The following is a 24,027-nucleotide window of genomic DNA, read 5'->3' on the forward strand; positions in this document are numbered from 1 at the left end:
GCTCCTCGGGTCGGTATCCTGGCCAGGATACCCGGCCAGTGTGCTCCGCGGAAGGCTCGCGAGGGCCGTGAGGTCCCCTCCCGCGGGCGTCTGCGGGCGGCGTAACGGGCTGCAAGCGGACCGACGGCGCGCCACAGTGGGCCCATGACCCGACTCCTCGTGCTCGGCGGTTCCGACTTCGTGGGGCGCGCCGTCGTCGACGACGCCCTCGCCCGCGGCTGGGACGTCACCGTCCTCAACCGGGGCACCACGCCCGTGCCCGACGGCGTCCGGCAGCTCGTGGGCGACCGCACCAGGCCCGACGGCCTGGACGCGCTGCGCGCGGACGACGTCCCGCAGAAGTGGGACGTCGTCGTCGACACGTGGTCCTGGGCGCCCGCGGCGGCGCGCGACGCCGCCCGGCTCCTCGCCGGCCGGGTGCCGGGCGACGACCGGTACGTGTACGTGTCGTCGCGCTCGGTGTACCCGTTCCCGCGGCCGCGCGGGGCCGACGAGACGTCGGAGCTCGTCGACGGCGACCCGGACGACACGACCTCCGACGACTACGCCCGCGCCAAGCGCGGCGCGGAGATCGCCGTGACCGACGCGCTCGGCGACCGGGCGATCCTGCTGCGCGCGGGCCTCATCCTCGGGCCGCGGGAGAACGTGGGCCGCCTGCCGTGGTGGCTGCGTCGCGTCGCGCGCGGCGCCCCGGTGCTCGCCCCCGGGCCCGCCGACCTGCCGCTGCAGTACGTCGACGCGCGCGACCTCGCGGCGTTCGCGCTCGACGTGGCGCTCGCGGGCGCGTCCGGGCCGGTCGACGTCGTCAGCGCGCCCGGGCACACGACCATGGGCGAGCTGCTCGCCGCGTGCGTCGAGGCGACCGCCGCCGACGCGGCAGCAGTGGGCAACCCGCCCGCCGAGCTCGTGTGGGTCGAGCCGGAGGCCGTCCTCGCGGCCGGGATCGAGCCGTGGACCCAGCTCCCGGTCTGGCTGCCGCCGGGCGAGCTGCACGACGCGCTCCACGGATCCGACACGTCGCGCGCGGCGACGCTCGGCCTGCGCACGCGCGACGTGCGCGAGACGGTGCGCGACACGTGGGCGTGGCTCCGCGCCCTCGAGGCCGCGGGAGAGGCGACGCCGCAGCGGGCGGACCGCCCCGCCGTCGGGCTCCCGCCGGACCTCGAGGCCGCCGCGCTGCGCGCCGCCGGCCGCGGCTGACCCGCCGACGCGCTGACCCCCGGCCCGCCGACCAGCCGCCGTCGAGCACGACCCTGCCCGCCGTCGAGCACGGCGTTGCTGTCGTTCTCGCCCCGAGGGCGACAGCAACGTCGTGCTCGACGAGGGGGTTGGCTGCGCAGCGATCAGTGGGGGTCAGTGCTCCGCGAGGAGCTCGCGGACGCGGGGGATGACCTGGGTGCCGTAGAGCTCGATGCTGCGCAGCATCGTCGAGTGGGGGAGCGTGCCGGTCGAGTACTTGAGGTCGAACCGGCCTGCGCCGAGGAGGCGGACGGTGCGGGCGATCTTGCGGGCCACCGTCTCGGGCGAGCCGACGTAGAGCGAGCCGTCGCGCACGTCGTGGGCGAACCGCCCGCGGTGGTACGCGGGCCAGCCGCGCTCGCGCCCGATCCGGTTGTTCATCGCCGCGAAGTGCTCGTAGACCTCCTCCTGCGCCTGCTCGTCGGTCTCGGCGACGTGGCCGGGCGAGTGCACGCCGATCGGCAGCACGGGCGTGCCGAGCTCCTCGACCGCGCGGTGGTAGAGGTCCACGTAGGGGCGGAAGCGCTCGGGCTCGCCGCCGATGATCGCGAGCATGAGGCCCAGCCCGTGCCGCGCGGTCCGCACGACCGACTCGGGCGAGCCGCCGACCCCGACCCACGTGCGCAGGCGCCCGCTCTCGGTCTTGGGCCAGACCTCCTGGTCGGCGAGCCCGGCGCGCGTCGTACCCGACCACGTGACGGGGCCCTCGTCGAGCAGGTGGACGAACAGGTCGAGCTTCTCCTCGAACAGCACCTCGTAGTCGGCGAGGTCGTAGCCGAACAGCGGGAACGACTCGATGAACGACCCGCGCCCCAGGATGACCTCCGCGCGCCCGCCGGACAGCGCGTCGAGCGTCGAGAACCGCTCGAAGACGCGCACCGGGTCGTCGGAGCTGAGCACGGTCACCGCGGAGCCGAGGCGGATGCGCGACGTCCGCGTCGCGATCCCGGCGAGCACCACCTCGGGCGCGCTGATGGCGAAGTCCGCGCGGTGGTGCTCCCCGACGCCGAAGAAGTCGACGCCGACCTGGTCCGCGAGCTCCGCCTCCTCGACGACGTCGCGGATCGTGCGCGCCCCGCTGAGCAGCACGCCGTCCGGCCCGGCGGTCACGTCGCCGAAGGTGTCGAGCCCGAGCTCGACCGTCGCGGGGTCCGGTTCGGCCGTCGCGCTCTCGGTGGGGATCGGGGAGGTCGTCTCGTCGGTCATGATCTGCTCCTGCGGTCGGGCGACCGTCGGGGGACCGGTGCTCTCACCGGTGGCGCGGTCGTGCGCGTCTCAACCGTGCCCGGTCCGCGGATCTTCCGCGACCCGTCCGCGGGCGGCCGGCAGGGACGACGACGGCCGCCGCCCCGCGTGGGACGACGGCCGTCGGTGCCGCGCCGGCGGGCCGGCGGGGACGTCAGTACGTCGAGACGTCGCCGTTCGCGACGAGCGCCGCGATGGCGACGATGTAGATGACGAAGCCGATGGCGCCGAGCACGGTGAAGATGATGCTGAGGATGAGACCCCACTTGGCGAGCTGGTTGTCGAAGCCCGCCTCCTTGCTCTTCTTGCGCGCGATCGCGCTGACGACGATGCCCGCGACCGCGAAGACGAACGCGAGGACGAAGCCGACGATGCCGAGGGTCTTGCCCGGGTCCTCGATCGGGGCCGAGTAGCCGGCGGGGGCCTGCGGGGCGGCGGGGTACTGCTGGGCCATGGTTCTTCTGCTTTCTGGTGGGGCCGACGTGGTCGAGTCCGGACGGGGCGCGGACGGGGTGCCGTCCGCGCGACTGCGGGGCTCATTGTGGGGCATGACGCCTGTGCGTGAACAGGGGGAGTTCTCCCCGGGTGCCGTGAACACAGGACATACCGGACAGGCCGGGCGGATCAGCCCGCCGTCGGGTCGTTCGGGGCGTAGAGACGCAGCGCTCCGCGCCGCATGGTGAGACGGACGGTGACCGGCCCGGTGGGGGCGACGTCGTCGAGCGAGAGCGTCTCGCCGTCGTGCGCGAGCACCACGGGCGGCGACCCGGGGTGCCCGTGCTCGGCGTCGGGGGAGCGGTCCGTCGTGACGGCCTCGCCGTCGGGCCCGACGACCGCGCCGCGCGCAGGGAAGCGGAGCTCGAGGGCCGGGACGGACGTCGCGTCGACCACGAGGTGCCCCCGCACCCCGGGCACGCGCCGCGCGACGCGGGTCCCCGCGTCGCCGGCCGCGACCTCGAGGAACGTGCGCAGCCGGCTCGCGCGGCGCTCGGCCCGGGCTGTGCGGACGTCGAGCACGCCGTCGTCGAGGCGGTGCCGCTCGACCGGCGCGAGGCTCTGCGGGTAGTAGCGGTTGACGCCCGCGAACAGCGACCAGTACTCGCCCTCGTGCCCGTCCACCTCCATGCGCACTCGGTGTGCGCGCCGCAGCACCCGCGCCGCCGCGAGGACGGCCGCCGGCCACTTGCCGAGCCGGTGCTCGTGCTTCTCGCGCTCGGTGACGAGCTCCGGGTAGACGCCGGCCGAGAAGGTGTTGAGCACGGTGCGGGGCGGTCCGTCGACCCCGTCGACCTCGAGGTCCGCGACGTCGATCGTCACGCCCGAGCCCGTCCGCACCGCCTCGATCGTCGCGCGCATCGACGTGAGGTCGGCCGCGCGCGCGAAGTGGTTGAGGGTGCCGCCGGGGAGCACGGCGAGCGGGAGGTCGTGCGCGCGCGCCGCCGCGGCCGCGGTCGACACCGTGCCGTCGCCACCGCTGATGCCGAGCGCGCGGGCGCCCCGCGCGACGGCGTCGTCGTACAGACGGCGCAGGTCGTCGCCCTCGGCGAGCACGTGGAGGTCGGCGCGGGGGAGCCCGTCGCGGACCGCCGCGAGCGGGTCCTCCTTGAGCAGCCGGCCCGAGCCCGCCGCCGGGTTGACGACGACGAAGAGGCCCGCGCCGTCGTCGAGCGCGGGGACGTCCGCGGGCGGCCCCGCCGGGACGTCGGGGCGCTGCTCGGCACGGCCGGGGACGAGCACCCGACCCGCGAGCGCGACCCCGACGCCCAGCGCCGCGCCCGCGGCGACGTCCGAGAACCAGTGCGAGCCCGTGTGCAGACGCGAGTACAGGACGGCCCCGGCGAGCGGCGTGAGCGCCAGCCCGACCGTCGGCCACTCGATCGCGACGCCCGTGACGAACGCGGCGGCCGACGCCGAGTGACCCGAGGGGAACGAGGGCGACGTCGGCGGGTCCGCCACGCGGCGCCACAGGGGAAGGCCGTCGAGCGACGGGCGCACGCCCCCGAACACGGTCTTGCCGACGACGTTCGCGAGGACGCTCGACACGAGCAGCGAGCCGTAGCCGCGCAGGGCGGCGTCGCGCCCGCGCCGCCCGGTGGCGGCGATCCCGACCGCGGCCCCGGCCCACAGCACGCTGTGGTCGGCCCACGTCGAGAGCCGGGAGAGCGCGGTGTCGGCCGCGGCCCCCAGCGCGCGGCGGTTGGTCCAGCGGTTCACCGCGCGGTCGAGGCGGGCGACGCCGGGGAGCGCCTCGTGAGGCTTGACGATCCCGGTGACACGAGGCATCTCGCCATCGTAGGAAGGGCGGTCGAGGACCGCGCGGCGACGGCGCTCCGGCCCCGCGTGTGGCCCGGGTGGTCGGGCTCAGGCCCCCGCGCGGCTCGTCTCGCCGCGGAGCGTGTCGATGTGCGCCTGCAGGCGCTCGAGCGCGACGGCCACGCCCTCGCCCGCGTCGTGCGCGAGGTCCGTCACGTAGCGGAGCTGGGCGGACGCCGCGTCGAGCGCGACCTGCGCGTCGGCGAGCGCGACGGCGGCGCGACCGTCGGCCGCCTCGTCGTCGTCGGTCGCGCGCTCGAGCGCGGAGCGGGCCTCGTCCGTCGCCGCCTCGACCGACTCGACGGCGTCGAGCACGTCGTTGCGGAGCACGGGGTGCAGGGCGGGGAGCTGGGCGTGCACGCGGTCGAGGTCGTTCCCGATGGTCTCCGTCTGGACCTGCGCGTCGGCGATGAGCTGCTGGACCTCGGCGGCGCTCGCCGTCGAGCACATCGGCAGCATCATGGACAGCGCGAGCAGGCTCGCCGCGGCGAACCGGGCAGACGTGCGCGTGCGCTGCGGCGTCGTGGGCTCGCTCGTCCTCGCTGACATGGCGACAAGTCTCCCGGGCGAACCTGAGAAGCACCAGGGAATCGAGGGCGAATTCATGGAGATTTCGCACACAGCGCACGCAGGAGGCGTCGTCCGGCGGCCCGGACCGGGTTGCGGGCCGCCGGAGCGGACGGTCAGACGCGCGCGAGCCGACGGCGTCGGGCCGCCGCGACCCGCGTTCCGACGAGCCCGTGCCGCGGGCTGAACAGGTACGCGAGCGCGAACGCCACGCCCAGCGCGACGACGACCGTCCCGCCCGACGCCGTGTCGAGGTAGTAGCTGACGTAGATGCCCACGACCCCGCACACCGCCGCGACGAGCGGCGAGATCCACAGCATCCGCGAGAAGCGGTCGGTGAGGAGGTACGCCGTCGCGCCGGGCGTGATGAGCAGCGCGACGACGAGGACCACGCCGACGGCCTGGAGGGCGACCACCACCGTCAGCGCGAGCAGGCCGAGCAGCAGCGCGCCGAGCCGTCGGGGCGAGAGCCCGATCGCGTGCGCGTGCGTCGGGTCGAACGCGTAGAGCGTGAGGTCGCGCCGCTTGAGCACGACGACCGCGAGCGTCACCGCGCCGAGCGCGAGCACCTGGAGCAGGTCCGCACGCGACACCCCGAGCAGGTTGCCGAAGAGGATGTGGTTGAGGTCCGTCTGGCTCGGCGTCACGGAGATGAGGACGAGCCCGAGCGCGAAGAGCGTCGTGAACACGACCCCGATCGCGGCGTCCTCCTTGACGCGCGACGTGTCGCGCACCGCGCCGATGAGCAGCACCGCGAGCAGCCCGAAGACGAGCGCGCCGAGCGCGAACGGCGCCCCCACCACGTACGCGAGCACGACGCCGGGCAGCACGGCGTGCGAGACGGCGTCGCCCATGAGGGACCAGCCCACGAGCACGAGCCAGCACGACAGCACGCCGCACACGATCCCGGCGGTCACCGTGACGGCGAGCGCGGTGCGCAGGAACTCGAACGACAGCGGCTCCAGGAGGGTGTCGAGGAGGTCGGTCACGGGGCCACCTCCACGCCGAACGCGAGCGCGAGGTTCTCGGGCCGCAGGACCTCCGCGGGCGTCGAGTGCAGCAGGACGCGGCGGTGGAGCAGCACCGCCTCGTCGGAGAGCTCGGGCAGCGCGTGCAGGTCGTGGGTCGAGACGAGGACGGTCGCCCCGCCGGCCGCGAGCTCGCGCAGCAGCGTGGTGATCGTCGCCTCCGTGCGCTTGTCCACGCCGGCGAACGGCTCGTCGAGCAGGAGGATCGTCGCGCCCTGCGCGAGCCCCCGGGCGACGAACGCGCGCTTGCGCTGCCCGCCCGAGAGCGCGCCGATCTGCCGGTCGGCGAGGTCGGTGAGCTCGACGCGCGCGAGCGCGTGCTCGACCGCCTCCCGGTCCGCGGGCCGCGTGCGCCGCGTGAAGCCCTGGTAGCCGTAGCGGCCCGTCATGACGACGTCGCGCACGCTCAGCGGGAAGGCCCAGTCGACGTCCTCGCTCTGCGGCACGTACCCCACCGCCTGGGCGCGCCGGGCGCGCGCGGGGGGTGCGCCGTCGACCAGGACGGTGCCGCGGTCCGGCCGGACCATGCCCATGACCGCCTTGAACAGCGTCGACTTGCCCGAGCCGTTCATGCCGACGAGCCCGCACACCGTCCCCGGCCCGTGCGAGGACCCCAGGGCGAGGGTCGCGCCGTCGAGCGCGAGGACGTCGCCGTAGTGGACGGTGAGGTCGCGCACGTCGATCGCGGGCGTGCCCGACGGCGCCCGCCCGCCCGCGCTCACGCGTCACCGCCCGCGGTGGTGCCGGTGAGGCCCGCGACGATGGTCTCGGTGTCGTGGCGCAGGAGGTCGAGGTAGGTCGGCACGGGGCCGTCGGGCGCGGAGAGGGAGTCGACGTAGAGCGTCCCGCCGAACGCCGCGCCGGACTCGCGCGCGACCTGCTGCATCGCGTCGTCGGAGACGGTGGACTCGCAGAACACGGCCGGGACGTCGTGCTGCTCGACGAACTCGATGGCGCCGACGACCGACTGCGGTGTCGCCTGCTGCTCGGCGTTGACCGCCCACAGGTACTTCTCCGCGAGCCCGGCGTCGCGCGCGAGGTACGGGAACGCGCCCTCGCACGTGACCAGCGCGCGGTGACCCTCGGGCAGCGCGTCGAGCGCCGTCGTGAGCTCGTCGTGCACGGCGGCGAGCTCGGCGGAGTAGGCCGCGGCGTTCGCCGCGTAGTCGTCGGCGTGGGCCGGGTCGAGCTCCGCGAAGGCGTCGGCCATGTTCTGGACGTAGACCTGCGCGTTCACGGGCGACATCCAGGCGTGCGGGTTCTCCTTGCCCTGGTACTCCTCGGCGGTGTCGTCGCCGAGCGCGATGGGCTCGACGCCCTCGCTCACGACGACGTGCGGCACGTCGAGCCCGTCGACGAACCGCCCGAACCACGCCTCGAGCCCCATGCCGTTGTCGAGGATGAGGTCGGCGTCCGCCGCCCTGCGGACGTCGCCGGGCGTCGGCTCGTAGCCGTGGATCTCCGCCCCGACCTTCGTGATCGACTCGACGCGCAGGTGGTCGCCCGCCACGTTCTCCGCCATGTCGGCGAGCACGGTGAACGTCGTGAGCACGACGGGCCGGCCGTCGTCGGGCGGGGTCGCCCCCGCGTCCGTGGCGCTCGAGCAGCCGCTCAGCGTCGCTGCGGCGAGCACCGCGACGGCTGCGGCAGCACGGGATGCGGACCTCCGCGTCAAAAAGTTCGGCATACCGAAAAACCTAGTCGTCACGTCGGCCGCACGCAACGCCGTTTCCACCCCGGTCAGCCGAGGTAGAGCCCAGGTCCCGCGAGGTAGAGCCCAGGTCCCGCGAGGTAGAGCCCTGGCTCAGCGAGGAAAGAGACCACGGCTCTACCTCGGCAGACCAGAGCTCTACCTCGGCGCGGACGGGGCGGACGGGGCGGTCGGGCTCGCCGGGCGGGTCGGGGAGGCGCGGGCGCCGATGCGGCGGCTCACCTCGGCGGCGGCGCGCCCGACGGCGGCGGCGAGCTCCGCGCGGCGGGCGGGTGGGGCGTCGTCGGACCAGAAGGTGAGGGCGATGCCGGCGACGGGGAGCCCGGTGTGGTCGACGGCCGCGTGCGCGACGGACGCGAGGCCCGGGGTGACCTCGCCGTCCTCCTCGGCCCAGCCGCGCCGTCGGACGCCGCGCAGCACCTCGCGCAGGGCGCCGAGGGTCTGCGGCCCGACGCCGGTGCGGTCGGCGAACGCCGCGGCGCCGGGGAAGAGGGCGCGGACCTGGGCCGCGGGGAGGCCGGCGAGGACGGCGCGCCCGCTCGCGGTGAGGTGCGCGGGGAGGCGCACGTCGACGTCGGTCACGAGCGTGGGGCGGCCCGGCGCGCGCTGCTCGACGAGGTAGAGGACCTCGCGCCCGTTGAGCACGGCGAGGTGCGCGCTCTCGCCCGTCGACTCGACGAGGCGCGCGACGACGGGCCGCGCGAGCCGCGCGAGGGGCGCCTGCCGCGCGTACGCCGACCCGAGCGCGAGCGACGCCGTCCCGAGCCCGTAACGGTGCTCCTCGGGCAGGTGGGTCACGAACCCCTCGTCGACGAGGACGGACAGCAGGTGGTAGACGGTCGAGCGGGGCAGCCCGGGGCCCTGCGCGACGGCGGCCGCGGGCGACGGGCCCGCCTGCGCGGCGAGGAACGTGAGCACGCGCACGGCCTGGCGCGCGGCGGGGACGTCGCTCGGCATGGAGGCCACGGTAGGCCCGTGGCACGATCGAGGCGTGACGACGACGCCCGACGACCAGCGCCTGCGCGACCTCGCGCGCCTGCGGCGCGTGCGGGACCGGATCGACCGCGAGTACGCGCAGCCGCTCGACGTCACGGCGCTCGCGGCCGGCGTGCACGTGTCGGCCGGGCACCTGAGCCGCGAGTTCAAGGCGGCGTACGGGGAGTCGGTCTACGCGTACCTCATGACGCGGCGGATCGAGCGCGCGAAGGCGCTGCTGCGTCGCGGCGACCTGAGCGTCACGGACGTGTGCTTCGCGGTGGGGTGCTCCTCCTTGGGGACGTTCAGCACGCGCTTCACCGAGCTCGTCGGCGTGCCGCCGAGCGTGTACCGACGGCGCGCGGCCGAGTCCGACGCCGGGTCCCCGGCTCCCGCGGAGTCGCGGACGGCCGCGGCGGCGGCACCGGGCACCGCGTCGGGCGCCGCGTCCGCCGCCGAGGCGGGCGCCGTCCCCGGCGCGGAGCGGCTGGACGGGCTGCCGGCGTGCGTCGCGCGGCGCGTCACGCGACCGGTCAGGAATCGAGAAGCGCAGGCCGGACGGCGGTCCTAGCGTCGTTCTCATGAACCTCACCATCAACTCCAGCTTCCTGCCCCAGACCGACCCCGACGCGTCGCTCGCGTTCTACCGCGACGTGCTCGGCTTCGAGGTCCGCAACGACGTCGGCTACGAGGGGATGCGGTGGATCACCGTGGGCCCGGCCGACCAGCCGGACACCGCGATCGTGCTGCACCCGCCGGCCGCGACCCCGGGCCTCAACGACGACGACAAGCGCGCCCTCCTGGAGATCGTGGCCAAGGGCGCGTACTTCGGCGTCAACCTCGCGACGCCCGACGTCGACGAGACGTTCGCCCGGATCGAGGCCGCGGGGGCGGAGGTCGTGCAGGAGCCGATCGACCAGCCCTACGGCGTGCGCGACTGCGCGTTCCGCGACCCGGCGGGCAACGAGATCCGCATCCAGCAGCGCTCCTGACCTCCGCCCCGCCGCGGTCCCGCTCCGTCGCCCGGTTCCGCGCCGCCGTCGCGCACGGCGCGATGAGTCCCGACCGCCCGGCCGGTCCTCACCCCCGGGACGTCCACGCACCGCACCCATCCACGCGCCGACCGTCCGGCTCTCCGGCAGACTCTTCCCGGGCTGCCGGGAGCGGGCGGTCGGCGCCGTCGACCGGTCCTCCGACCGTGCGACGAGGCTCGACGACGAGGAGACACGCATGAGCACGGCCACGACGACGGGAACCCCGACCTCGGAGCGCCAGGACCCCGACGCGCACGACGTCATCCGGGTCCAGGGGGCGCGGGCGAACAACCTGCAGGACGTGAGCGTCGAGATCCCGAAGCGGCGTCTCACGGTGTTCACGGGCGTCTCCGGGTCGGGCAAGAGCTCGCTCGTGTTCGACACCGTCGCGGCCGAGTCGCAGCGCCTCATCAACGAGACCTACCCGGCGTTCCTCCAGGGCTTCATGCCCACGCTGGACCGCCCCGACGTCGACGTGCTCGAAGGGCTCACGACGGCGATCGTCGTGGACCAGGAGCGCCTGGGCGCCAACCCGCGCTCCACGGTGGGCACGGTGACCGACGCGAACGCGATCCTGCGGGTGCTGTTCAGCCGGTTCGGCGAGCCGCAGGTCGGCCCGCCCACGGCGTTCTCCTTCAACATCCCCGCGCGCAAGGCGAGCGGCATCATGACGTCGGCCACCGGCGAGAAGACGATCGTCCGCAACGCGATCTACCACGGCGGCATGTGCCCGCGGTGCGAGGGGCGCGGCGCGGTCTCGGACCTCGACCTCACGGAGATCTTCGACGACTCCAAGTCGCTGCGCGACGGCGCGATCAAGGTCCCGGGGTACACCGCCGACGGGTGGATGGTGCGCGGGTTCGCCGAGTCGGGGTTCTTCCCGGGCGACCGGCCCATCCGCGAGTTCACCGACCAGCAGATGCAGGACTTCCTCTACAAGGAGCCCACCAAGATCAAGGCGATGGGGATCAACGTCACCTACGAGGGCCTGATCCCCAAGATCCAGAAGTCGATGTTCTCCAAGGACGTCGACTCGCTCCAGCCGCACGTCCGCGCGTTCGTCGAACGCGCCGCGACGTTCGCGCCGTGCCCCGACTGCGGTGGCACGCGCCTGTCCGAGTCGGCGCGCTCGTCGAAGATCCGCGGCGTGAACATCGCGGACCTGTGCGCGATGCAGATCACCGACCTCGCCGCGTGGATCCGCGACCTGGACGACCCCCACATGGCGCCCGTCGTCAACGCCCTCGGCGAGAACCTGGCGTCGTTCGTCGAGCTCGGGCTGGGTTACCTCAGCCTCGACCGGCCGTCGGGCACGCTGTCGGGCGGCGAGTCGCAGCGCATCAAGATGCTGCGCCACCTCGGGTCGTCGCTCACCGACGTCACCTACGTCTTCGACGAGCCGACCATCGGCCTGCACCCGCACGACATCGACCGCATGAACGGCCTCCTGCTCCAGCTGCGCGACAAGGGCAACACGGTCCTCGTCGTCGAGCACAAGCCGGAGACGGTCGTCGTCGCGGACCACGTCGTCGACCTCGGCCCGGGTGCGGGCACGGCGGGCGGCCGGGTGACGTTCGAGGGCACGGTCGAGGGGCTGCGGGCGAGCGACACCGTCACCGGCCGCCACCTCGACGACCGCGCGACGCTCAAGGAGGAGGTGCGCTCGCCGTCGGGCGCGCTGGAGATCCGCGGCGCGGACGCGCACAACCTGCAGGACGTGGACGTCGACATCCCGCTCGGGGTGCTCGTCGTGCTGACCGGGGTGGCCGGGTCGGGCAAGAGCTCGCTCGTCGAGGGGTCGGTGTCGCGGCGTGAGGGCGTCGTGACGATCGACCAGAGCGCGGTGCGGGGGTCGCGCCGCAGCAACCCCGCGACCTACACGGGCCTGCTGGAGCCGATCCGCAAGGCGTTCGCCAAGGCCAACGGCGTCAAGCCCGCCCTGTTCAGCGCCAACTCCGAGGGCGCGTGCCCCGAGTGCAAGGGCGCGGGCGTCATCTACACCGAGCTCGGCTTCATGGAGACCGTCTCGACCCCATGCGAGGACTGCGGGGGCCGCCGGTTCCAGGCCGCGGTGCTCGACTACACGCTCGGCGGGCTGAACATCGCCGACGTGCTCGACCTCCCGGTCGCGAAGGCGCGCGCGTTCTTCTCGTCCGGCGAGGGCAAGGTGCCGGCCGCCGCGGCGATCCTCGAGCGCCTCGACGACGTCGGTCTCGGGTACGTGAGCCTCGGCCAGCCCCTCACGACGCTGTCCGGCGGCGAGCGCCAGCGCCTCAAGCTCGCGACCCACCTCGGCGACAAGGGCGGCGTGATCGTGCTCGACGAGCCGACGACCGGCCTCCACCTCGCGGACGTGCAGAACCTCCTCGGGCTCCTCGACCGGATCGTCGACGCGGGCAAGTCCGTCATCGTCATCGAGCACCACCAGGCGGTCATGGCGCACGCGGACTGGATCATCGACCTCGGCCCCGGCGCCGGGCACGACGGCGGTCGTGTCGTCTTCGAGGGCACCCCGGCCGACCTCGTGGCGGCCCGCTCCACCCTGACGGGCCAGCACCTCGCGGCCTACGTGAACGCCTGACCCGCTGCCCCCGGCCTCTCCGCCGCCCGCCCCTCCACACCCCCCGCCCGGTGCCGAACAGGTGATCGTGGCGCGTCCCGGGCAGCTGACGCGCCACGACCGCCTGCTCGGCTCGCCGGGATGGCCTGGTCTGCGGCGTGGGCGGCGTGGGCGGCGTCGGCGGCAGTTGCGGTAGGGGGCGGTTTCCGGCGGAAGGTGCGGGAGCCGTCTGGGATCCCAGACTGAACCTGTCGCAGCGGGCTCCCGGCGCGTCGAGGCGCGGTGTGTCCTGGGGGCATGGCAGCGACGACGCACTCCCCGGCCGTCTCCGACCCGGCCCGCGCCGCGCGCGTCGTCGTCGTGGGCGACGGTCCGCTGACGATCGACGACGTGGTCGACGTCGCGCGGCACGGCGCGCGCGTCCGGCTCGCGGACGCGGCGGTCGAGGCGATGGCGGCGAGCCGCGCCGTCGTCGAAGGGCTCGCGGACGACCACCGCCCGCACTACGGCGTCTCGACCGGGTTCGGGGCGCTCGCGCGGCGCCACATCCCGGTCGAGCGGCGCGCGCAGCTCCAGCTGAGCCTCGTGCGGTCGCACGCGGCGGGGTCGGGGCCGGAGGTCGAGCGCGAGGTCGTGCGGGCGCTCCAGCTCCTGCGGCTCGCGACCCTGGCGACCGGGCGCACCGGGGCGCGCCCCGTCGTCGCGCAGACGTACGCCGCGATGCTCGACGCCGGGATCACCCCGGTGGTGCGGGAGTTCGGCTCGCTCGGGTGCTCGGGCGACCTCGCGCCGCTGGCCCACGTGGCGCTCGCGGCGCTCGGCGAGGGCGAGGTCCGGGACGCGACGGGAGCCGTCGTGCCCGCTGCCGACGCGCTCGCCGCGGCCGGGATCGCGCCGCTCGCGCTGCGCGAGAAGGAGGGCCTCGCGCTCATCAACGGCACGGACGGCATGCTCGGCATGCTCGCGCTCGCGCTGCACGACCTGCGGTCCCTGCTCACGACGGCCGACGTCGCGGCCGCGGCGAGCGTCGAGGCGCTGCTCGGCTCGGACGCGCCGTTCGCGGCCGACCTCGTGGCGATGCGGCCGCACCCCGGCCAGGCGGCGTCGGCCGCGAACCTGCGCGCGCTGCTCGACGGCTCGCCCGTCGTGGCGAGCCACCGCACGCTCGACGCCGACGGCCGGCCCGAGTGCACGCGCGTGCAGGACGCGTACTCGCTGCGGTGCGCGCCCCAGGTGCACGGCGCCGCGCGCGACACGCTCGACCACGCGACCGCCGTCGCGCGCCGGGAGCTCGCGGCGGCGATCGACAACCCGGTCGTCACGGTGGACGGGCGCGTCGAGTCGAACGGCAACTTCCACGGGGCCCCGGTCGCGTACGTGCTCGACTTCCTCGCGATCGCCGCGGCCGACGTCGCGAGCATGAGCGAGCGCCGCACGGACCGGTTCCTCGACAAGGCCCGCAACGAGGGCCTGCCGCCGTTCCTCGCCGACGACCCGGGCGTCGACTCCGGGCTGATGATCGCGCAGTACACGGCGGCGGGGATCGTCTCGGAGCTCAAGCGGCTCGCGGTGCCGTCGAGCGTCGACTCGATCCCGTCGTCGGCCATGCAGGAGGACCACGTGTCCATGGGCTGGGCCGGGGCGCGCAAGCTCCGCCGCGCCGTCGACGGGCTGGGCCGCGTCCTCGCGATCGAGCTGCTCACCGCGACGCGCGCCCTCGACCTCCGCTGCGACGCCGGGTCCCTGCACCCCGCGCGGGGGACCGGCGCCGTGCGCGACCTCGTGCGCACGGCCGCCGCGGGCCCCGGACCGGACCGCTACCTCGCGCCCGAGATCGAGGCCGTGACCCGCCTCGTCGCGACGGGTGCCGTGACCGCGGCGGCGAGCGCCGCCGTCGGGCACCTGGCCTGAGACCCACCCGACCCGAAGGAGCGAGACGACCATGGTCCACGAGCCGACCCACCGCCTCGGCACGCCCGTCCCCGTCCGCGCCCCGCGCGGCACGACCCTCACCGCGCGGTCCTGGCAGACCGAGGCGCCGCTGCGGATGCTCATGAACAACCTCGACCCCGAGGTCGCGGAGCGGCCCGACGACCTCGTCGTCTACGGCGGCACGGGCCGGGCGGCGCGCGACTGGCCGAGCTACCACGCGATCGTCCGCACGCTCACGACGCTCGCGGACGACGAGACGCTCCTCGTGCAGTCGGGCAAGCCCGTCGGGGTGCTGCGGACGCACGAGTGGGCGCCGCGCGTGCTCCTCGCGAACAGCAACCTCGTGGGGGACTGGGCGACGTGGCCCGAGTTCCGGCGGCTCGAGGCGACGGGCCTGACGATGTACGGGCAGATGACGGCAGGGTCGTGGATCTACATCGGCGCGCAGGGCATCCTCCAGGGCACGTACGAGACGCTCGCTGCGGTCGCCGCGAAGCTCGCCGCCCGCCAGGGCGGGCAGGGGTTCAGTGGCGGGACCCTCGCCGGGACGCTCACGCTCACCGGCGGGTGCGGCGGGATGGGCGGCGCGCAGCCGCTCGCGGTGACGCTCAACGGCGGCGCGTGCCTCGTGGTCGACGTCGACCGGTCGCGCCTCGACCGGCGCGTGCGCGAGCGGTACCTCGACGTCGTCGCCGACGACCTCGACGCCGCGGTCCGGCTCGTCGAGGACGCGCGGCGCGAGCGCCGGGCGCTGTCGGTGGGGGTCGAGGGGAACAGCGCGACGGTCGTGCCGGAGCTGCTGCGGCGCGGGGTCGAGGTCGACGTCGTCACGGACCAGACGTCGGCGCACGATCCGCTGTCCTACCTGCCGGTCGGGGTGGACCTCGCGGACTGGGCCGACTACGCCGCCGCGAAGCCCGACGAGCTCACCGACCGCGCGCGCGAGTCCATGGCCCGGCACGTCGAGGGCATGGTCGGGTTCCTCGACGCGGGCGCCGAGGTGTTCGACTACGGAAACTCGATCCGCGACGAGGCGCGCCGCGGCGGGTACGACCGCGCGTTCGACTTCCCGGGGTTCGTGCCCGCGTACATCCGGCCGCTGTTCGCGCAGGGCAAGGGCCCGTTCCGGTGGGCCGCGCTCTCGGGCGACCCGCGCGACATCGCCGCGACCGACGCCGCCGTGCTCGACCTGTTCGACGACGACCACCTGCACCGCTGGATCCGCGCCGCCCAGGAGCGCGTCGCGTTCCAGGGACTGCCCGCGCGCATCTGCTGGCTCGGGCACGGCGAGCGCGACCGCGCGGGCCTCGCGTTCAACGACCTCGTGGCGTCGGGCGCGGTGCGCGCCCCGGTCGTCATCGGCCGCGACCACCTCGACGCCGGGTCGGTCGCGTCCCCGTACCGCGAGACGGAGGCCATGGCCGACGGCTCCGACGCGATCGCCGACTGGCCCCTGCTCAACGCGCTCACGGCCGCGTCGTCGGGCGCGACGTGGGTCTCGATCCACCAGGGCGGTGGCGTCGGCATGGGCCGCTCGATCCACGCGGGCCAGGTGTCCGTCGCGGACGGCACGCCGCTCGCCGCGGCCAAGCTCGCGCGCGTGCTGTCGAACGACCCGGGCCTCGGGGTGCTGCGCCACGTCGACGCCGGGTACGACGACGCGGTCGTCGCCGCCGAGCGCGGCGGGCTCCGCGTCCCCGCGCGGGAGACGCCGTGACGGGACGCCGCGCGACGGGCACGTCCTCGGGGCCCGGGTCGACGCTCGTCACCGGCATCGGCGAGCTGACGACCAACGCCCCGGGCGGCCCCGGCACGCGCGACGGCGACCCGACCGGCCTGGTGACGGACGCCGTCCTGCTGCTCGACGGCGGCCGGGTCGCCTGGGCGGGCCCGGCCCGGGAGGCGCGGGACGCCGTCGGGCACGCGCTGGACGGACGGGAGCCGGACGTGACGGTCGACGCGGGCGGGCGCGCGGTGCTCCCGGGGTTCGTCGACTCGCACACCCACCTCGTGTTCGCGGGCGACCGCGCCGCCGAGTTCGAGGCGCGCATGGCCGGGCGCCCGTACGAGGCGGGCGGCATCCGGTCGACCGTCGCCGCGACGCGCGCCGCGTCCGACGACGTGCTCCGCGCCGGGCTGGCCCGGCACCTCGACGAGGCGGCCCGCCAGGGCACGACCACGGTCGAGGTGAAGAGCGGCTACGGCCTCACCGTGGCGGACGAGGAGCGGTCGGTGCGGCTCGCGCGCGAGGTGACGCCCGAGGTGACGTTCCTCGGGGCGCACGTCGTGCCGGTGGAGTACGCGGGCCGGGCCGACGCGTACGTCGACCTCGTATGCGGGGAGATGCTCGCCGCGTGCGCGCCGCACGCCCGGTGGGTCGACGTGTTCTGCGAGACCGGCGCGTTCACGCCCGAGCAGTCCCGCCGCGTGCTCGAGGCCGGGGCCGCCGCCGGGCTCGGGGTGCGCGTGCACGCGAACCAGCTCGCCCCGGGGGAGGGGGTGCGCCTCGCCGTCGGGCTGGGCGCTGCCGCGGTGGACCACTGCACGTACCTCACCGACGACGACGTCGCGGCGCTCGCGGGCTCGTGGACCGACAGCGGGACGCGGCCGGACGGGACGTCGGGAGCCGTCGCCGGGACCGTCGCGACGTCGGGAGCGGGCGCCGGGACCGTCGCGACCCTTCTCCCCGGCGTCGAGTTCTCCACGCGCCAGCCCTACCCCGACGCGCGACGACTCCTCGACGCGGGGGCCGTCGTCGCGCTCGCGAGCGACTGCAACCCTGGGTCGAGCTTCACGTCGTCGATGCCGCTGTGCGTGGCGCTCGCGGTCCGCGAGATGCGGATGACCGTCGCCGAGGCCGTGTGGTCCGCGACCGCGGGCGGCGCGCTCGCGCTGCGGCGGGACGACGTCGGGCACCTCGCCCCCGGAGCCCGGGCCGACGTCGTGCTGCTCGACGCCCCGAGCCGCACCCACCTCGCCTACCGCCCCGGCGTCCCCCTGATCGCGAAGACGTGGAGGTCTGGCCACCCCCACCCCTGACCCACCCCCGGCGAACAGGTGGTCCTGGTGCGTCCGGGTCGCGTGTCGTGCCAGGACCACCTGGTGGGCCGGCCGGAACCGCCTGGTCGGCGGGGGGGGGGCTACGTCCGCAGCGGTTCCGGGGTCGGCGGGTGGAGGGTGAGGCCGGCCGCGAGCTCCAGGACGCAGAGGGCGGCGAGGCGGACCGTGCGGCCGTCGGGGGCGTCGGCCGTCGCGTCGACCTCGACGACGTCGGCGGAGCGGAGCCGGTCGTCGCGCGCCGCGGCCCGGACGAGGGCGCGCAGCTCCCACGCCGCGATCCCGCCCGGGACGCTCGCGGGGCAGCCCGGGGCGACGGAGCGGTCGCACACGTCGACGTCCACGTCGAGGTGCACCGGCCCGCCCGCGGCGCCCGCGACCTCCATGGCCGCGCGCATCACCTCCTCGGGCCCGCGCCGGCGCAGCTCGTCGACGTGCACGACGGTGATCCCCAGCTCGACGGCGCGGCGCGCGTACTCGGCGGAGTTCGCGAAGTCCGCGATGCCGACCTGCACGACCCGCCGCGGGTCGAGCCCCGCCTCGATGAGCCGTCGCACCGGCGACCCGTTGGACACACCGTCGCGCAGGTCGTGGTGGGCGTCGAGCGTGACGAGGCCCGCGGTGGCGAGGTCGTCGTCCCACGCGCCGAGCGCGGTCGCGACGGTCACGGAGTTGTCGCCGCCCAGCGCGACGAGCAGCCGAGCGCGCTCCAGCGCGGCCTGGACCGCCGCGCGCGTCGGGCCTCGCCCTCCGCGCCGTCGGGCTCGTCGACGTCGCCGAGGTCGGCGAACGTGAGCTCGGCGAGGTCGACGGGGCCGGTCCGCTCCGCGGGACCGCCCGAGGCGACGGGTCGCACGCGGGCGGAGGGGCCGCCGTCGGGCAGCGGGCGGTCGGGTACGAGCGCGGGGCTGAACCTCCGCAGCGCGGCGCGCACCGCGGCGGGCGTCGCGTGCGCGCCGGTCGGCGAGAGCGACGTGCGCCAGGCCGGGACGCCGAGCAGCGCGAGGTCGACGGCGTCACCCGCCGGCCCGGGCCAGTCGCCCGCCCGGGGCAACGACGGGTCGTGCGGGAGGGCCTGCGCGTCGTCGCTCACGGTCTCGACGCTAGCGGCCCGACGGCGTCCCCGCCCCGCGCGGACGGCACCCTAGTCGCGCGCCGCGTGCACGACGGCGACGGGGTGCGTCGCGTGGTGCAGCACCTCCTGGCTCACCGAGCCGAGGAGCATGCCGCGCAGGTCGCCGCGGCCGCGCGAGCCGACGACGGTCAGCGCGGCCCCCGCCGCGGCCTCCCGGAGGGCGACGGACGGCTCGCGGTCGACGACGAACGTCTCGACGAGGACGTCGTCGTGCTCCGCGGTGCGCACGCGCCCGAGCGCGGCCTCGACGGTGCGCGACGCCTCGGCGCGCGCGTCGCGCTCGGCGGCGGTGTAGAACGCGGGGTTCTCCTCCCACAGCGGTCCGGTGGGCATCCGCCACGCGCACACCGCGACGACGCGGGAGCGGGTGCGCGCGGCCTCGTCGAGGGCGAACCGGAGCGCGGCGTCGCCGTGCACGGACCCGTCGACGCCGACCACGACGTCGGTGGTGCGCTCCACGCGCTCGACGGACGGCGGCACGACGACGACCGGCACGGGCGCGCGGGCGGCCAGCCGGGTCCCCACGGACCCGAAGAACATCGACCCGACGGACCCGAGCCCGCGGGAACCCACGACGACGAGGTCGGCGTCCTTGGCCTCGTCGAGCAGCGCCTCCGAGGGCGGGCCGGAGCGCAGCAGCGTCCGCACGGGCACCGACGCGTCCACGCGCGCGGCGCGCTCGGCGGCGGCCGAGAGGATGGGGCCGGCGATCTCGCCGAGCTCCTCGACGCTCGGGTAGTACGCGCCGCCGACGAACGGCGTCGCGACGACGGGCACGTACGCGACGTGCAGCACGCGCAGCTCCGCGCCCCGACGCGCCGCCTCGTGCACCGCCCAGTCCAGGGCCTTGCCGCTCGTCGTGCTGCCGTCCACACCGACCAGCACGACCTGCTGCGTCGATCCGCTCACCATGACCACCTCGGTCCTGTCGTCCCCTTCGTGGCGGTCGTCCCGCCACCTGCCACACCTCCTGGATACCGCGCGCGGGCGGTCCGCCGCACCCGGCGACCGCCCCCGACGCGCGGGACGCTCGGCACGACCCACCGGGACGAAGGTCCCGCACCCGCGGCGCCACGGGCGGGCGCGCGCGAGAATCCCCCTCCGACCGGCTACGTTGAGGGCATGGGCTCTCCCCACCCGATCCGCGTGTTCCTGCTCGACGACCACGAGGTGGTCCGCCGCGGCGTCGCCGCACTGCTCGAGGCCGCCGGTGACATCACCGTCGTCGGCGAGGCCGGCACCGCCGCCTCCGCGCTCGCCCGCATCAAGGCGACGCGCCCCGACGTCGCGATCCTCGACGTGCGCCTGCCCGACGGCTCGGGCGTCGAGGTGTGCCGCGAGGTGCGCTCCGAGCTGCCCGAGGTCGGCTGCCTCATGCTCACGTCCTTCGCCGACGACGAGGCGCTGTTCCAGGCCGTCCTCGCCGGGGCGTCGGGGTACGTGCTCAAGCAGATCCACGGGTCCGACCTCGTCGGCGCGGTCCGCACGGTCGCGGCGGGCGGGTCGCTGCTCGATCCGGCGAGCACCGCGCGCGTGCTGGAGCGCCTGCGTCACGCCGCGGACGAGACGCCGGACCGCCTCGAGGGCCTGTCCCAGCAGGAGCGCCAGATCGTCGCGCTCATCGGCGAGGGCCTGACGAACCGCGAGATCGGCAAGCGCCTCTACCTCGCGGAGAAGACGGTCAAGAACTACGTCTCCCACGTCCTCGCGACGCTCGGCCTGCAGCGCCGCACCCAGGTCGCGGTCCTCGCGACCGAGATGCGCCAGGAGGAGGCGTCCCGCCAGGGCGCCCCGGGCGCGGGCGGTCCCACCGGGGACCGGCAGCACGGTGGCCCGGCGCAGCGTCCCTGACGGCGGGCCCGACCCGCAGGGCGGGACGGGGCCCGAGGGCTCGCCCGCGCACGGACCGGGGGCCGACGCCCACGGACCGGGCGACCGCGCGGCGTCGGGACCTTCGGCACTCCCGGATCTGACACCGCGGCGCGACGATGTGGAGATGGACACAGTCGAGCGGACCGGGACAGGGGCACCGGTGGGGAGCGGGGGGCTCGCGACCGCCGAGCGCCCGCGCGCCTCGGCAGGGCTCGCGGAGCTCACGCCGGAGGAGAGCTACGCGCTCCTCGCGACCGTCCCCGTGGGCAGGATCGTCTACACCGACCACGCGCTGCCGGCGATCCAGCCGGTGAACTTCGTGCTCGACGGCCCGGACGTCGTGTTCCGGACCGCGGAGGGCTCGAAGCTCGCGGTGGCCGCCAGCCGCGCCGTCGTGGCGTTCGAGGTCGACTCGTTCGACGCCGACGCCCGCTCCGGGTGGTCCGTCGTGCTCGTCGGCCGCACGTTCGAGGTCACGGAGCCGGTGGAGCGCGCGCGGCTGCTCGCGCTCCCGCTCGTGACCTTCGTGCCCGGCGTGCGCGACCGCGTCATCAAGGTCGTGCCGCGCATCGTGACCGGCCGGAGGATCCTGCGCTGACCCGCGGCCCGCGCACTACGCTCGCCCGGTGACTGCGACGATCGAGGTACGTGCCGGGACGCCCGCGGACTGGCCCGGCATCTGGCGGGCGCTCGAGCCCGTCTTCCGCGCGGGCGAGACGTACACGTACCCGCGCGACATGACCGAGGCCGACGCCCGGGCCGCGTGGCTCGACGCCCCGGGCGCGCGCGTCCTCGTCGCGGTCCCGGCGGAGGACGGCGCCCGCGGCACCGTGCTCGGCACGGCGAAGTACCTGCCCAACCACCCCGGTGCCGGGGCGCACGTCGCGAACGCGAGCTTCGTCGTCGGGCCCGACGGCGCCGGGCGTGGCGTCGGCCGGGCGCTCGCGCGCGCCGTGCTCGACGGTGCGCGCGCCGACGGCTACCGGGCGATGCAGTTCAACGCGGTCGTGGAGACGAACGAGCGCGCGGTCCGGCTCTGGGAGTCGCTGGGGTTCACGATCCTCGCGACCGTCCCCGAGGCGTTCGACCACCCGGCGCACGGGCTCGTCGGCCTGCACGTCATGCACCGGACGCTCTGAGCACCCGGCGCGTCAGCCGAGCGGCACCCACCACTCGAGGCGGGTGCCGCCGTCGGGCCGGGCGGTCGCGGTGCTCGACCCGCCGAGCGCGGCGGCGCGCGCCTGCATGTTCCGCAGGCCGGAGCGCCGGCCGCCGGGCTGGATGCCCACGCCGTCGTCCGTGACGGTGAGGCGCGCCTCGTGCGCGGTCACGGCCAGGTGCACGACGACGCGGCTCGCCTGCGCGTGCCGGGCGACGTTGGTCAGGGCCTCGCCGAGCACGACGACGAGCTGGTCCGCGACCTCGGCCGGCAGGCTGGGGCCGCCGTCGGTCACGCCCGCGCCCGACCCCTCGGCCGCCACCTCGACGTCGACCTCGGGCGCGAACCCGAGCACGGTCGTCGCGGCCTCGGCCTGCGCGCGGAACCGGTCCTCGATCGAGGGCGCGTCCGGGTCCGTGGCCGTGTGCAGCGCGAAGATCGTGGACCGGATCTGCCGGATCGTCTCGTCGAGGTCGGAGACGGTCTCCTCGATGCGCGTGCGCGCGTTCGGGTCGCTGACGAGCGGCTGCACGCTCATGAGCGTCATGGCCGACGCGAAGAGGCGCTGGATGACGACGTCGTGCAGGTCGCGCGCGATCCGGTCGCGGTCCTCCAGCACACCCACCTGCTTCGCCCGGCCGTAGAGCCGCGCGTTCTCGATGGCGACGCCCGCGGCGGCGGCGAGCGCGACCACGGCCGCCTCGTCCTCCGCGGTGAACTCCTCGCACCCGCCCCCGGGGACCTGCTTGTCGGTGAGGTAGAGGTTGCCGAACACCGTGTCGCGCACCCGCACCGGCACGCCGAGGAACGTGTGCATGGGCGGGTGGCCCTCGGGGAAGCCGGCCGAGCGCACGTCGTCGGCGATCTCCGGCACGCGGATGGGCGCCGGGTGGTCGATGAGCTCGCCCAGCAGACCCTCGCCGTGCGGCCAGTGGTCGATCTCGGCGACCTCGTCGTCCGAGAGGCCCAGGGGGATGAACTGCGCGAGGCGCTCGCGCCCCGAGGCGTCGAGCACCCCGAGCGCGCCGTACCGGGCGCCCGTGAGCTCCATCGCCGCGTCGACGATGCGCCGCAGCACCTGCGGCAGGTCGAGGTCGCTCGTCACCGCCACGACGGCGTCCAGCACGCGTTGCCCGGCGCTGGCCGGCAGGTCGGTCGTTCCGCTCACCCGATGCAGTCTCCCAGACCCCGGCGGCCGGGCGGCACCCGTCTCGCCCGGGGTGTGACGTGGGCGACACCGCCGCGCTATCGTGCGTCCACATCTCGGGACGTCCGACGCCGTCCTGCCGCCGGCCGCACGTCGCCGTCGCGCAGGTCCCGGACCACCGGGCCGTCGACGCAGGGGGCCGAAGGGACGCGGTGCCGCATGCCGACCACCGACCAGGGCGCGGACGTCGCCCCGCGCTCCGGAGCGCCCGCCGAGGCCGCGGCGAGCGCCCTCGCGGACCTGCGGTCCGCCGTCGGGCACCTGCACCCCGACGACCCGGCCGAGCTCGTCGCGATCGCCGACGACCTGCGCGCGCTCGGCAGCCCGGCCGCCGCGGTCCCGTTCTACGAGGCGGCCGTCGAGCAGGGCGTGCCCGGGGCTGTGTACCGGCTGGGCGTCGCGCACCACGAGGCGGGCGACGCAGCGGAGGCGTTCCGCTGCTTCGAGCTCGCCGGTCTGGCGGGCGACGCGCTGGGGGCGTTCATGGCCGCGCAGGTCGCGGCGGAGCGCGGCGACCTGCACGCGGCCCGCCGCTGGTACGAGCTCGCGCAGGGTGTTGAGGGCGCGGCCGTGCGGCTCGCGCAGGTGCTCGCCGAGCTGGGGGAGCGGGACGCGGCCGACGACGTCCTCGCGGCGACGTCGGGCGAGAGCTGGGAAGCGGCGGTCGAGCTCGTGCGCAGCGGCGCCTTGACTCCGGACGACGCCGTCGCGCTGCTCGAGGGGTGGGCCGGGACGGGCGAGGCGCGCGTCGCGGCGACCCTCGCGGACCTCTACGTGCGCGCGGGCCGCGGGCCGGACGCCGAGGACCTGCTCGAGCAGGCGGCGCTCGCCGGCGAGCCGACCGCGCGCACGAGCCTCGGGGTGCTCCGCCTCCGGGCGGGCCGCGTCGCCGAGGCGATGGCCCTGTGGCACGAGGCGGCCGCCCAGGGCGATCCCCAGGCGGCGGAGCTGCTGGCCCGCTTCGGCTGACGCCGGGGCCGCACCGGACAGGGC

General features: G+C 75.7%; 20 protein-coding genes and 2 pseudogenes. 11 read left to right on the forward strand and 11 right to left on the reverse strand.

The window, feature by feature from the left end; all coding sequences use genetic code 11:
- Nucleotides 1-144 precede the first annotated feature (144 nt).
- Nucleotides 145-1,200: an NAD-dependent epimerase/dehydratase family protein gene (locus BXA05_RS05815; protein ID WP_076404283.1), complete on the forward strand. Its 1,056-nt coding sequence runs from the start codon at nt 145-147 to the stop codon at nt 1,198-1,200.
- Between the two features lie 153 nt (nt 1,201-1,353).
- Here BXA05_RS05815 and BXA05_RS05820 read toward each other — a convergent pair whose 3' ends face one another.
- The 8 genes from BXA05_RS05820 to BXA05_RS05855 all read right to left on the reverse strand — a co-directional run bounded on the left by BXA05_RS05820 (nt 1,354) and on the right by BXA05_RS05855 (nt 9,060).
- Nucleotides 1,354-2,445 (reverse strand): LLM class flavin-dependent oxidoreductase, encoded by a 1,092-nt coding sequence (locus BXA05_RS05820; RefSeq protein ID WP_083711540.1) that lies wholly within the window; start codon nt 2,443-2,445, stop codon nt 1,354-1,356.
- Nucleotides 2,446-2,638: 193 nt separating this feature from the next.
- Nucleotides 2,639-2,938 carry a hypothetical protein gene (locus BXA05_RS20235; protein ID WP_076404284.1) on the reverse strand — a complete coding sequence of 100 codons (300 nt, stop codon included), beginning with the start codon at nt 2,936-2,938 and terminating at the stop codon, nt 2,639-2,641.
- A 170-nt stretch (nt 2,939-3,108) separates the two neighbouring features.
- Nucleotides 3,109-4,767 (reverse strand): bifunctional phosphatase PAP2/diacylglycerol kinase family protein, encoded by a 1,659-nt coding sequence (locus BXA05_RS05830; protein WP_076404285.1) that lies wholly within the window; start codon nt 4,765-4,767, stop codon nt 3,109-3,111.
- Between the two features lie 78 nt (nt 4,768-4,845).
- A complete protein-coding gene (locus BXA05_RS05835) occupies nt 4,846-5,346 on the reverse strand; it encodes a hypothetical protein (protein WP_043658772.1) in 501 nt (166 codons plus the stop codon).
- Between the two features lie 134 nt (nt 5,347-5,480).
- Complete coding sequence (locus BXA05_RS05840) at nt 5,481-6,353, reverse strand: metal ABC transporter permease (protein ID WP_076404286.1); 873 nt, start codon at nt 6,351-6,353, stop codon at nt 5,481-5,483.
- Nucleotides 6,350-7,114 carry a metal ABC transporter ATP-binding protein gene (locus tag BXA05_RS05845; protein WP_076404287.1) on the reverse strand — a complete coding sequence of 255 codons (765 nt, stop codon included), beginning with the start codon at nt 7,112-7,114 and terminating at the stop codon, nt 6,350-6,352. The genes BXA05_RS05840 and BXA05_RS05845 overlap by 4 nt, the downstream gene beginning before the upstream one ends.
- Nucleotides 7,111-8,079, reverse strand: coding sequence for a metal ABC transporter substrate-binding protein (locus BXA05_RS05850; protein ID WP_076404288.1), 969 nt, complete (start codon nt 8,077-8,079; stop codon nt 7,111-7,113). Before BXA05_RS05850 ends, BXA05_RS05845 begins: the two co-directional genes overlap by 4 nt.
- Nucleotides 8,080-8,241: 162 nt before the next feature.
- A complete protein-coding gene (locus BXA05_RS05855) occupies nt 8,242-9,060 on the reverse strand; it encodes an IclR family transcriptional regulator (protein WP_076404289.1) in 819 nt (272 codons plus the stop codon).
- Here BXA05_RS05855 and BXA05_RS05860 point away from each other — a divergent pair.
- The 6 genes and pseudogenes from BXA05_RS05860 to BXA05_RS05885 all read left to right on the forward strand — a co-directional run.
- Nucleotides 9,059-9,451: pseudogene (locus BXA05_RS05860) on the forward strand (helix-turn-helix transcriptional regulator); the annotation flags it as partial. The gene BXA05_RS05855 and the pseudogene BXA05_RS05860 overlap by 2 nt on opposite strands.
- 208 nt (nt 9,452-9,659) lie before the next feature.
- Entirely contained in the window at nt 9,660-10,070 is a 411-nt protein-coding gene (locus BXA05_RS05865; RefSeq protein ID WP_031316030.1) for a VOC family protein, read from the forward strand.
- A 238-nt stretch (nt 10,071-10,308) separates the two neighbouring features.
- Nucleotides 10,309-12,693 carry an ATP-binding cassette domain-containing protein gene (locus BXA05_RS05870; protein ID WP_076404290.1) on the forward strand — a complete coding sequence of 795 codons (2,385 nt, stop codon included), beginning with the start codon at nt 10,309-10,311 and terminating at the stop codon, nt 12,691-12,693.
- 276 nt (nt 12,694-12,969) lie between these two features.
- Entirely contained in the window at nt 12,970-14,583 is a 1,614-nt protein-coding gene (gene hutH / locus BXA05_RS05875; RefSeq protein WP_076404291.1) for a histidine ammonia-lyase, read from the forward strand.
- Between the two features lie 31 nt (nt 14,584-14,614).
- Nucleotides 14,615-16,321, forward strand: a complete 1,707-nt coding sequence (gene hutU, locus BXA05_RS05880; protein WP_076404292.1) for a urocanate hydratase — start codon at nt 14,615-14,617, stop codon at nt 16,319-16,321.
- A complete protein-coding gene (locus BXA05_RS05885; protein WP_076404293.1) occupies nt 16,318-17,643 on the forward strand; it encodes an amidohydrolase family protein in 1,326 nt (441 codons plus the stop codon). Before hutU ends, BXA05_RS05885 begins: the two co-directional genes overlap by 4 nt.
- A 101-nt stretch (nt 17,644-17,744) precedes the next feature.
- On the opposite strand, the pseudogene BXA05_RS05890 reads toward BXA05_RS05885, so the two are convergent.
- Both BXA05_RS05890 and BXA05_RS05895 read right to left on the reverse strand, forming a co-directional pair.
- Nucleotides 17,745-18,715 (reverse strand): annotated as a pseudogene (locus tag BXA05_RS05890) (arginase family protein).
- 90 nt (nt 18,716-18,805) lie between these two features.
- Nucleotides 18,806-19,705 (reverse strand): universal stress protein, encoded by a 900-nt coding sequence (locus BXA05_RS05895; RefSeq protein WP_163185049.1) that lies wholly within the window; start codon nt 19,703-19,705, stop codon nt 18,806-18,808.
- A 213-nt stretch (nt 19,706-19,918) separates the two neighbouring features.
- Between BXA05_RS05895 and BXA05_RS05900 the strand changes: the two genes are divergently transcribed.
- The 3 genes from BXA05_RS05900 (at nt 19,919) to BXA05_RS05910 (ending at nt 21,807) form a co-directional block, all read left to right on the forward strand.
- The gene (locus BXA05_RS05900; protein ID WP_081599919.1) at nt 19,919-20,647 is read left to right on the forward strand and encodes a response regulator; all 729 of its coding nucleotides are present in this window, start codon (nt 19,919-19,921) and stop codon (nt 20,645-20,647) included.
- Nucleotides 20,648-20,792: 145 nt separating this feature from the next.
- The gene (locus tag BXA05_RS05905; RefSeq protein ID WP_081599918.1) at nt 20,793-21,266 is read left to right on the forward strand and encodes a pyridoxamine 5'-phosphate oxidase family protein; all 474 of its coding nucleotides are present in this window, start codon (nt 20,793-20,795) and stop codon (nt 21,264-21,266) included.
- Nucleotides 21,267-21,294: 28 nt separating this feature from the next.
- Nucleotides 21,295-21,807: a GNAT family N-acetyltransferase gene (locus tag BXA05_RS05910; RefSeq protein WP_076404295.1), complete on the forward strand. Its 513-nt coding sequence runs from the start codon at nt 21,295-21,297 to the stop codon at nt 21,805-21,807.
- A gap of 12 nt (nt 21,808-21,819) precedes the next feature.
- Here the strand turns inward: BXA05_RS05910 and BXA05_RS05915 are convergent, their stop codons facing one another.
- Nucleotides 21,820-22,995, reverse strand: a complete 1,176-nt coding sequence (locus BXA05_RS05915; RefSeq protein ID WP_232322677.1) for a GAF domain-containing sensor histidine kinase — start codon at nt 22,993-22,995, stop codon at nt 21,820-21,822.
- A gap of 198 nt (nt 22,996-23,193) precedes the next feature.
- On the opposite strand from BXA05_RS05915, the gene BXA05_RS05920 reads away from it, so the two are divergent.
- The gene (locus BXA05_RS05920) at nt 23,194-24,003 is read left to right on the forward strand and encodes a tetratricopeptide repeat protein (protein WP_076404296.1); all 810 of its coding nucleotides are present in this window, start codon (nt 23,194-23,196) and stop codon (nt 24,001-24,003) included.
- Nucleotides 24,004-24,027 lie beyond the last annotated feature (24 nt).

Source organism: Cellulosimicrobium funkei, assembly GCF_900155925.1.
Classification (GTDB): domain Bacteria; phylum Actinomycetota; class Actinomycetes; order Actinomycetales; family Cellulomonadaceae; genus Cellulosimicrobium; species Cellulosimicrobium funkei.

Excerpts from the sequence above, each read along its gene's own strand:
- BXA05_RS05815 (WP_076404283.1), top strand. The coding sequence starts at position 145 with ATGACCCGACTCCTCGTGCTCGGCGGTTCCGACTTCGTGGGGCGCGCC.
- BXA05_RS05920 (WP_076404296.1), top strand. The coding sequence starts at position 23,194 with ATGCCGACCACCGACCAGGGCGCGGACGTCGCCCCGCGCTCCGGAGCG.
- BXA05_RS05835 (WP_043658772.1), bottom strand. The coding sequence starts at position 5,346 with ATGTCAGCGAGGACGAGCGAGCCCACGACGCCGCAGCGCACGCGCACG.
- BXA05_RS05900 (WP_081599919.1), top strand. The coding sequence starts at position 19,919 with ATGGGCTCTCCCCACCCGATCCGCGTGTTCCTGCTCGACGACCACGAG.
- BXA05_RS05820 (WP_083711540.1), bottom strand. The coding sequence starts at position 2,445 with ATGACCGACGAGACGACCTCCCCGATCCCCACCGAGAGCGCGACGGCC.
- BXA05_RS05905 (WP_081599918.1), top strand. The coding sequence starts at position 20,793 with ATGGACACAGTCGAGCGGACCGGGACAGGGGCACCGGTGGGGAGCGGG.
- BXA05_RS20235 (WP_076404284.1), bottom strand. The coding sequence starts at position 2,938 with ATGGCCCAGCAGTACCCCGCCGCCCCGCAGGCCCCCGCCGGCTACTCG.
- BXA05_RS05865 (WP_031316030.1), top strand. The coding sequence starts at position 9,660 with ATGAACCTCACCATCAACTCCAGCTTCCTGCCCCAGACCGACCCCGAC.
- hutH (WP_076404291.1), top strand. The coding sequence starts at position 12,970 with ATGGCAGCGACGACGCACTCCCCGGCCGTCTCCGACCCGGCCCGCGCC.
- BXA05_RS05830 (WP_076404285.1), bottom strand. The coding sequence starts at position 4,767 with ATGCCTCGTGTCACCGGGATCGTCAAGCCTCACGAGGCGCTCCCCGGC.
- BXA05_RS05855 (WP_076404289.1), bottom strand. The coding sequence starts at position 9,060 with ATGCCGAGCGACGTCCCCGCCGCGCGCCAGGCCGTGCGCGTGCTCACG.
- hutU (WP_076404292.1), top strand. The coding sequence starts at position 14,615 with ATGGTCCACGAGCCGACCCACCGCCTCGGCACGCCCGTCCCCGTCCGC.
- BXA05_RS05850 (WP_076404288.1), bottom strand. The coding sequence starts at position 8,079 with ATGCCGAACTTTTTGACGCGGAGGTCCGCATCCCGTGCTGCCGCAGCC.
- BXA05_RS05870 (WP_076404290.1), top strand. The coding sequence starts at position 10,309 with ATGAGCACGGCCACGACGACGGGAACCCCGACCTCGGAGCGCCAGGAC.